Annotated in this window: 5 protein-coding genes and 2 pseudogenes; 5 read left to right on the top strand and 2 right to left on the bottom strand. The window is 63.6% G+C overall.

Going from position 1 to position 6,114, the window contains the following annotated elements; all coding sequences use genetic code 11:
* Positions 1-159, top strand: a pseudogene (locus tag FUT88_RS26970) (LysR family transcriptional regulator); the annotation flags it as partial.
* A gap of 60 nt (positions 160-219) precedes the next feature.
* Here FUT88_RS26970 and FUT88_RS23360 read toward each other — a convergent pair.
* On the bottom strand, positions 220-1,266 hold the full coding sequence (locus FUT88_RS23360) for a hypothetical protein (protein ID WP_147218792.1): 1,047 nt from the start codon (positions 1,264-1,266) through the stop codon (positions 220-222).
* 747 nt (positions 1,267-2,013) lie between these two features.
* On the opposite strand from FUT88_RS23360, the pseudogene FUT88_RS23355 reads away from it, so the two are divergent.
* Together FUT88_RS23355 and FUT88_RS23350 are read left to right on the top strand one after the other, a co-directional pair.
* A pseudogene (locus tag FUT88_RS23355) lies at positions 2,014-3,599 on the top strand (methyl-accepting chemotaxis protein).
* Between the two features lie 99 nt (positions 3,600-3,698).
* Positions 3,699-4,022, top strand: a complete 324-nt coding sequence (locus FUT88_RS23350) for a hypothetical protein (RefSeq protein ID WP_147218790.1) — start codon at positions 3,699-3,701, stop codon at positions 4,020-4,022.
* Between the two features lie 67 nt (positions 4,023-4,089).
* Here the strand turns inward: FUT88_RS23350 and FUT88_RS26965 are convergent, their stop codons facing one another.
* Positions 4,090-4,497: a hypothetical protein gene (locus FUT88_RS26965; protein WP_261797277.1), complete on the bottom strand. Its 408-nt coding sequence runs from the start codon at positions 4,495-4,497 to the stop codon at positions 4,090-4,092.
* Positions 4,498-4,666: 169 nt separating this feature from the next.
* Between FUT88_RS26965 and FUT88_RS23340 the strand changes: the two genes are divergently transcribed.
* Positions 4,667-4,993, top strand: a complete 327-nt coding sequence (locus FUT88_RS23340; protein WP_186829368.1) for a hypothetical protein — start codon at positions 4,667-4,669, stop codon at positions 4,991-4,993.
* Between the two features lie 807 nt (positions 4,994-5,800).
* Entirely contained in the window at positions 5,801-6,079 is a 279-nt protein-coding gene (locus FUT88_RS23335; protein ID WP_147218788.1) for a hypothetical protein, read from the top strand.
* Positions 6,080-6,114 lie beyond the last annotated feature (35 nt).

Raw genomic sequence — 6,114 nt, 5'->3', positions numbered from 1 at the left:
GAGACGCTCGCACAGGCCAATGATCTGGCCGTTCGCGCGTGTCCATTTCCGGTGGAGGGCTTTGCCGTGCGGCAGCACTGGCATGCGCGGTATCACCACGAAGCCGGCAACCGTTGGCTGCGCGGCGTGGTCAGTCAGCTCTTTGGGGGATCGCGCTAGCCGAGGACGACGTTCGAGATATCCCGCGCCCAGCACCGAGTCAGACCCGGCACAAACCCATCACAGCCCATGCCGCGCCCGGTATGCGGCTTCCGCGCCCGCATGGTCCGGGCTTTCGCTGAAGTACTTCGCGCGCTCATCTTCCTCGTGGTGAATCGACTGCAGCTCGCTCGCGGTCAACTGGCGAGGCGCCGGGCGCGCCGCGCGCCTGAGCCCAACAGCAGCCGGAGCGGGTTGGCGGGCCTCATGGTCTGCGTAGGCCTGCTGATAGTTCGGCCTTTCGTTGTGGTAGCGGGCACGCTCGTCTTCGTCGTGCGCAATCTGGGCGCGCTGCGCATGGTCGAGCGTGGACGGAGCAACGCGCTGCATGCGCGGCGGTGCGGACTGCGCGCGGCGTTCCGGCGCCTGATTGTGGCGCGCGAGATAGCTGTCGAAGTTCGCACGGGCGCCACTGTAATCGGGATGCGTGTGGCCATGGTAAGCAGCCTCTTCCTCCGCCTCACGCTCGAAGTCGGCCAGCGTCCGCATCGGGGCGGTGTACTCATGTGCGGGCGTGGCTGGTGCGCTGGCCGGCCGGCCAGCCTGCGGCCCTCGCGCGGGCATCCCGTGCGCCTGCGTGGCCGGACGCCGCCGCTGGCTGGCGAACTCCTCAAGGTCCTTAAAGCTCAGCTTGGTCGGTGCGGCGGCCGGGCGCTGCGGCGTTGCGGCAGGCATCCGTGCAGTCGATACGCGCGGTGCCGGCGAAGACGTTCCCCTCGGCGGCCCCGCGTGCACGGCGGCCGGCTTGAGCGAGGCAACGAAGTGATCCAGGTTGAGATTGCGCGCATGATTGTCCTTGATACTCAGGATGACCTGCATCTGCTGGAGCAGCTTGACGGATTGCGCGGGCGGCAAATGTGCAACGTGCCGATCGAGCGTTTCCATGGCCTCGATCGGTTTGCGCCAGGCCTGCTTGCCGTGCTCGGTTGGCAAATGCTCGATCTGGCTCAATACGCGCGCGCGATGATGCTGGACCGAGGTGTTGCCACCCGACACGCCATGGCCTGGCGTGCGCACAGACCTGGGCGGTGCGGCAACCTCGCGACGCACCGGGGCGTTGTTGGCCATGGCCGGTTGCTGGACGAGTGGTCGAACCTGAGCAGCCGGTCGGGCCACCTGCGGTTTGGCGGGTGGCTCCGCGGGCCGATTGATATGCAGCATCCGCTGCAGCGCGCGCCCAGCACGACGCGGGCTCGCTGCGAGCGATGCCAAGACGCCCTGCCGAGACCGAACGGGGTTGCCACTGGGCTGCTGCTGCGGCGCAAGGTTTTCTTTGTTCGCCTGGTTGCGGTGATGCGGCAGCGTAGTGGGTGTTGAGCCGATGCGGTGGTTGCCCATGGACTAGGTTCTCAGATTCGGAGGGAGAGAGACAACTATCCGCTGCCCTGCACAGGCGCATAGCGTCGTCGACCATGTTAGATCGGCGCCTGCCGCGTGCTGCCGCCGCCACGAAAGGTCAAAGCATCCAGCGAAGTTGCTGCGCCACGGAGGAAGCAGAACCGTTCTTCCCCCGCCCAAGCGGCCACCAATCGCCCCCTCCAAAAAGACTAATCACCGCCGGGCCCTGTGCAACTACCTGCTCAGGCAACGTGCGCCCCCACGGCATTTCGCCCTCGTGCTGGACTGAGATCGCGCTGGTCCATGACGCTCGCGTTAGTTGCACCAATTCTCAAAATTCCTCACATGGAGAGGATTACCCCCACTTGGTCGCTTCAGCATCAAGTTTCCTTGCCGTTGCAATTTTCGAGCAGTGCCATCGGGGCCTGCCATCAACAAACGGCGCAGTCAGAAGGCCGAACGACCGGGGAAACCACAATGGGGATCAACAACTTGACGGTGCGCACCAAGCTCACCTTGGCATTTGGCTTTCTGGCGGCGCTGGTGCTGCTGGTCTCAGCGCTTGCGGTACAGGCGCTGAGCGAGTCGAACGCGCGTTTTTCAAAGTACGTGAACGGCGTCAACGCCCGGGCGTTGCTGTCCGAACGCGTGCGCACGGCAGTGGACCGCCGCGCCATTGCGGCGCGCAACCTCGTGCTCGTGACCAAGCCTTCGGACATCGATCTGGAAAAAGCCGCCGTTACGCAGGCGCATGAAGACGTGCAGAGCCGCCTGAGCAAACTCAAGGAGTTGACCGCGCAAGCCGGCGACACCGATGACCGCGCACGGGCCTTGGTTGCTGACATCGACAGCGTTGAGGTGAAGTACGGCCCCGTGGCGCTCGCCATTGTCAACGCCGCGCTTACGGGCAAGCACGAAGAATCGATCACGATGATGAACGAGCAGTGCCGCCCGCTGCTGGCCGCGCTCATCAAGGCCACCAATGCCTACAGCGAACACGCCCGCGATCGCGCCCGCGAGATGGCGCAGCAGTCTGCCGAGCGTTACGCCTTCCAGCGCACGCTGCTCATCGGCATCTGCCTTGCCACCGTGCTGGGTGCCTTGGCTGCCGGCACTCTCATCACCCGTCGCCTGACCCGCGCACTCGGCGCTGAACCCGACGCCCTGAGCGACATCACGCGCCGCGTAGCCTCCGGAGACCTGGGCCCCGTGCCCGGCGGCGCAACGGCACCGCGCGGCAGCATCCTCGCCTCCATGTCGGACATGCAGGCCAGCCTCGTGAAGCTGATCGACCAGGTTCGCCAGGCTGCGCACGGCATCGCCAGCGATGTGGGCCAGATCGCCACCGGCAATCAAGACCTTTCGTCGCGCACCGAGCAACAGGCCTCCTCTCTGCAAGAGACGGCCTCCAGCATGGAAGAGCTGACGTCCACCGTGAAGCAGAACGCCGACAATGCCCAGCAGGCCAGCGTGCTCGCATCGGATGCCTCGGAGATCGCCCAACGCGGCAGCGCCGTGGTCGGCAACGTGGTCGACACCATGAGCGACATCCGCAGCAGCTCGACCAAGGTGGTCGACATCATTGGCCTGATTGAAGGCATTGCGTTCCAGACGAACATCCTCGCGCTCAACGCCGCAGTGGAAGCCGCCCGCGCAGGCGAACAAGGCCGCGGCTTTGCCGTGGTGGCCAGTGAAGTCCGCAGCCTTGCGCAGCGTTCGTCAAGCGCCGCCAAGGAGATCAAGGAACTCATCAGCACCTCGGTGCAAAAGATCGAGGACGGCTCTTCGCTGGTGGAAACCGCCGGCAAGACCATGACGGAAATCACCCAGGCCGTGGCCCGCGTGACCGACATCATGGGCGAGATTGCGCCGCCTCTGTCGAGCAGAGCCGCGGCATCGAGCAGATCAACCTGGCGATTACGCAGATGGACGAAGTGACCCAGCAGAACGCCGCGCTGGTCGAACAGGCAGCGGCCGCATCCACGTCATTGGAAGGCCAGGGCCAGCAACTGAGCCACGCGGTTGCGTTCTTCCGCTTGCACGGAGCAACTGCGGCGGCCTGATGCAACCACGCAGTGGCAGAAGAAGCGCGGTGGCGCTACGATCCATGCCCACCGTCCGCTTCTTCTCTGCTTCGCCACTCCGCTGGTGAAGCGCCCCCCATGCCACGTCACCACCACCACGTTTATGTCGTCGAGCTGTCGCGGCAAGTGCTGAGCGAAGCGCGCTTCGTGAAGGCCAATCCCGATTACCTCGGCGGCAAGCCTTGCGTCTATGTCGGCATGACAGGACAGTCGCCGGACGTGCGCTTTGACAAGCACAAGGCGGGGCTGAAATCGAATCGGTTCGTGCGCGAGTACGGCTTGCGCCTGATGCCCGAGCTGTACGAATGCTTCAACCCGATGCCTTACGAGGCGGCGCGGGAGATGGAGGTCGAACTGGCGATCGGATTGCGCGAGGAAGGGTATGCCGTGTGGCAGGCGTAGATTGGCAACGCGCGCCTTGTCTCGGAATCGGTGACCGGAATCGGCACACGCATCCGGAACCCCGACGCTAGTTGATCAAATCCTTGGCAGCCTTGGCGCCCTCTTCCATCAGCTTGGCTTGCGCGTTGGCGCGGTTCAGCACGTTCTGCATCTCTGCGCTGCGGATCATGGTTTCGGCCTGCATCTGCATGATGCGCTCCATGCGTGAGTCGGCATCACCGTGTGTGCGCGGGAGTTCCGAGCGGGGCAGATCCGCCCGGCGTTGCTTGGCTTGCGGCTGTGCAGCATCACCGCTCGACTCGCGTGGGCGCTTCGTACCGCGCGCAGACAGCGCCCCCAGTTCCCCTTGCGACGTACGCGCCGTGCGCTGTGGCGCCTGAGGTTGCGACGGCTTTACCGGCGACGAGCCGCGCGCGTCGTTGGGGCTGATGTGTGTCTGGACGCTCGGTCCGCTGATCTTCGATGGAATCGGCATGGCGGCAGCAAATGGGGCAATAACGCTTGCATGCTAGGCGGCCGATTGCAGCGGCCAGCACGATCATGCGAAAGTGCGATCGCATGTGCGAAGTCTGAACATGCGCCATCGCATGTCGAGCAATTGCTCGCCACCACTCACACAATCAAATGCGCGCTCGGAGACGTTGATGCAGGTGCTGGACCACGAACCGCAGAGCTGGTTTTTATTTGAAGCGAACGACGAGCTGTATCTGGATGCCAATTGCAACCATGGCGCTTTTGGCTACAGCTTCATGATTCGGCTGACCACGGCGGAAGCTCGAAAATATCGCGATGACGGTCGGGGTTATTTGAGCTGGCTGGCTGAGGACATACACAATTCCGCGCCGATTTTGTCGGCCAGTTCGTCGCCGTATAGAACCCGGAAGGCGACCAAGGAGGAAGAAGCCGACGCGAGCACTGCGTTGGCGGCATGGCAGGCGGAACGGATTCGGAGCCTCAAGCTCGGCGCTTGAGGGTTAATCCTCCGACTGCCGCCACTCAACCCCCGCTTGCCGCCCTCCAAGACCCGACCGCGAGGCTTTTTGCCCCGCCGCTGCTGCTTTTTGCAGCAATGAATCGGACCTTTGACCTCGACACACGGGGTTCCGAACGCCGCGCATGGGGTTCTGAACCCGACGCGTGACCCTTTTTGCCTCGCGCTTGCTGCTTTTTTCAGCAACACATGCTGCTTTTTGGGGCACGGTCGACGGTCTGAACTCCGCGATTGAGGTTCTGAACTCGACCGTTGAGGTTCTGAACTCGGCCGTTGGTGTTCTGGACTCGATGGCTGAGGCTCGGAACCCGGCGTGTCAGGCTTTTTGCTCGGCATTTGAGGTTCGGAACTCGGCGATTCGAGTTCCGAACCCGGCGCACGGCGTTCTGGACTCCACGAATACGCGGCCCCGAGACAAACCGCAACTTGCCGCCGCCGCTTGCCACACCTAAACTCTGTCCCGCTCGCGCAAACCAAGCGCAGCCGGGACTGCAATCCCGAATTCAAGTTCACCCGTGAGTGCCGTTATAGCCCTCGCGTGCCGTCGTTCGTCCCTATGGGCGGGCCCGGCAGGGAGGGCCTCGGCCCTGCCGGTTGTGGTGAACTTGATCGGTATTGCAGACCTTGTCGTGTGCCCGCCCACCCTCACCGGTGGGTGGCTCCTCAATCAACCAGAGGGCAAGACAATGGATCAACCGACCCAAGCTGTACCCATCCCACGCGGGCATCGCCCCGCAAACTCGCACTTCACCTGCATCGCACAACGTCCTCCGTCCGGAGGTGCGCGATGAACGTCGATGACAACCTCCTGTATGCGCAGGGCGCCTTGGCCGCGAAGGAATATCTGCACAAAACGCGGATGAACATGAAGGTGCACCGGCTGTTCGAGCCCCATACGTTGCGCTTTCATTACGAGTTCCACGTCAGAAACAAGGCCCTCGAATACCAGGCCGGGTTTATGGACGCGATTGGGGCGTTCATGCTGACCGCGTTGGATGGCGTGGCAGTCGACCTGTTCCGGTGGGAAGTGCTGCAGGTGCTGGACCGAGTGAATCGCAAGAAATAACTAGAACAGCAGTCAAAGCGAACCCGCGACGGGCG

Origin of the sequence: Ralstonia sp. TCR112, assembly GCF_007997035.1 — a bacterium.
GTDB classification, from domain to species: domain Bacteria; phylum Pseudomonadota; class Gammaproteobacteria; order Burkholderiales; family Burkholderiaceae; genus Ralstonia; species Ralstonia edaphi.
The sequence above is the reverse complement of the archived record's forward strand: the minus strand, read 5'-3'. Positions and strand labels throughout refer to the sequence as shown.

Bases quoted from the DNA above. Each gene is read 5' to 3' on its own strand.
- FUT88_RS23360 (WP_147218792.1), bottom strand. From the start codon at position 1,266: ATGGCCAACAACGCCCCGGTGCGTCGCGAGGTTGCCGCACCGCCCAGG.
- FUT88_RS23350 (WP_147218790.1), top strand. From the start codon at position 3,699: ATGCCACGTCACCACCACCACGTTTATGTCGTCGAGCTGTCGCGGCAA.
- FUT88_RS26965 (WP_261797277.1), bottom strand. From the start codon at position 4,497: ATGCCGATTCCATCGAAGATCAGCGGACCGAGCGTCCAGACACACATC.
- FUT88_RS23340 (WP_186829368.1), top strand. From the start codon at position 4,667: ATGCAGGTGCTGGACCACGAACCGCAGAGCTGGTTTTTATTTGAAGCG.
- FUT88_RS23335 (WP_147218788.1), top strand. From the start codon at position 5,801: ATGAACGTCGATGACAACCTCCTGTATGCGCAGGGCGCCTTGGCCGCG.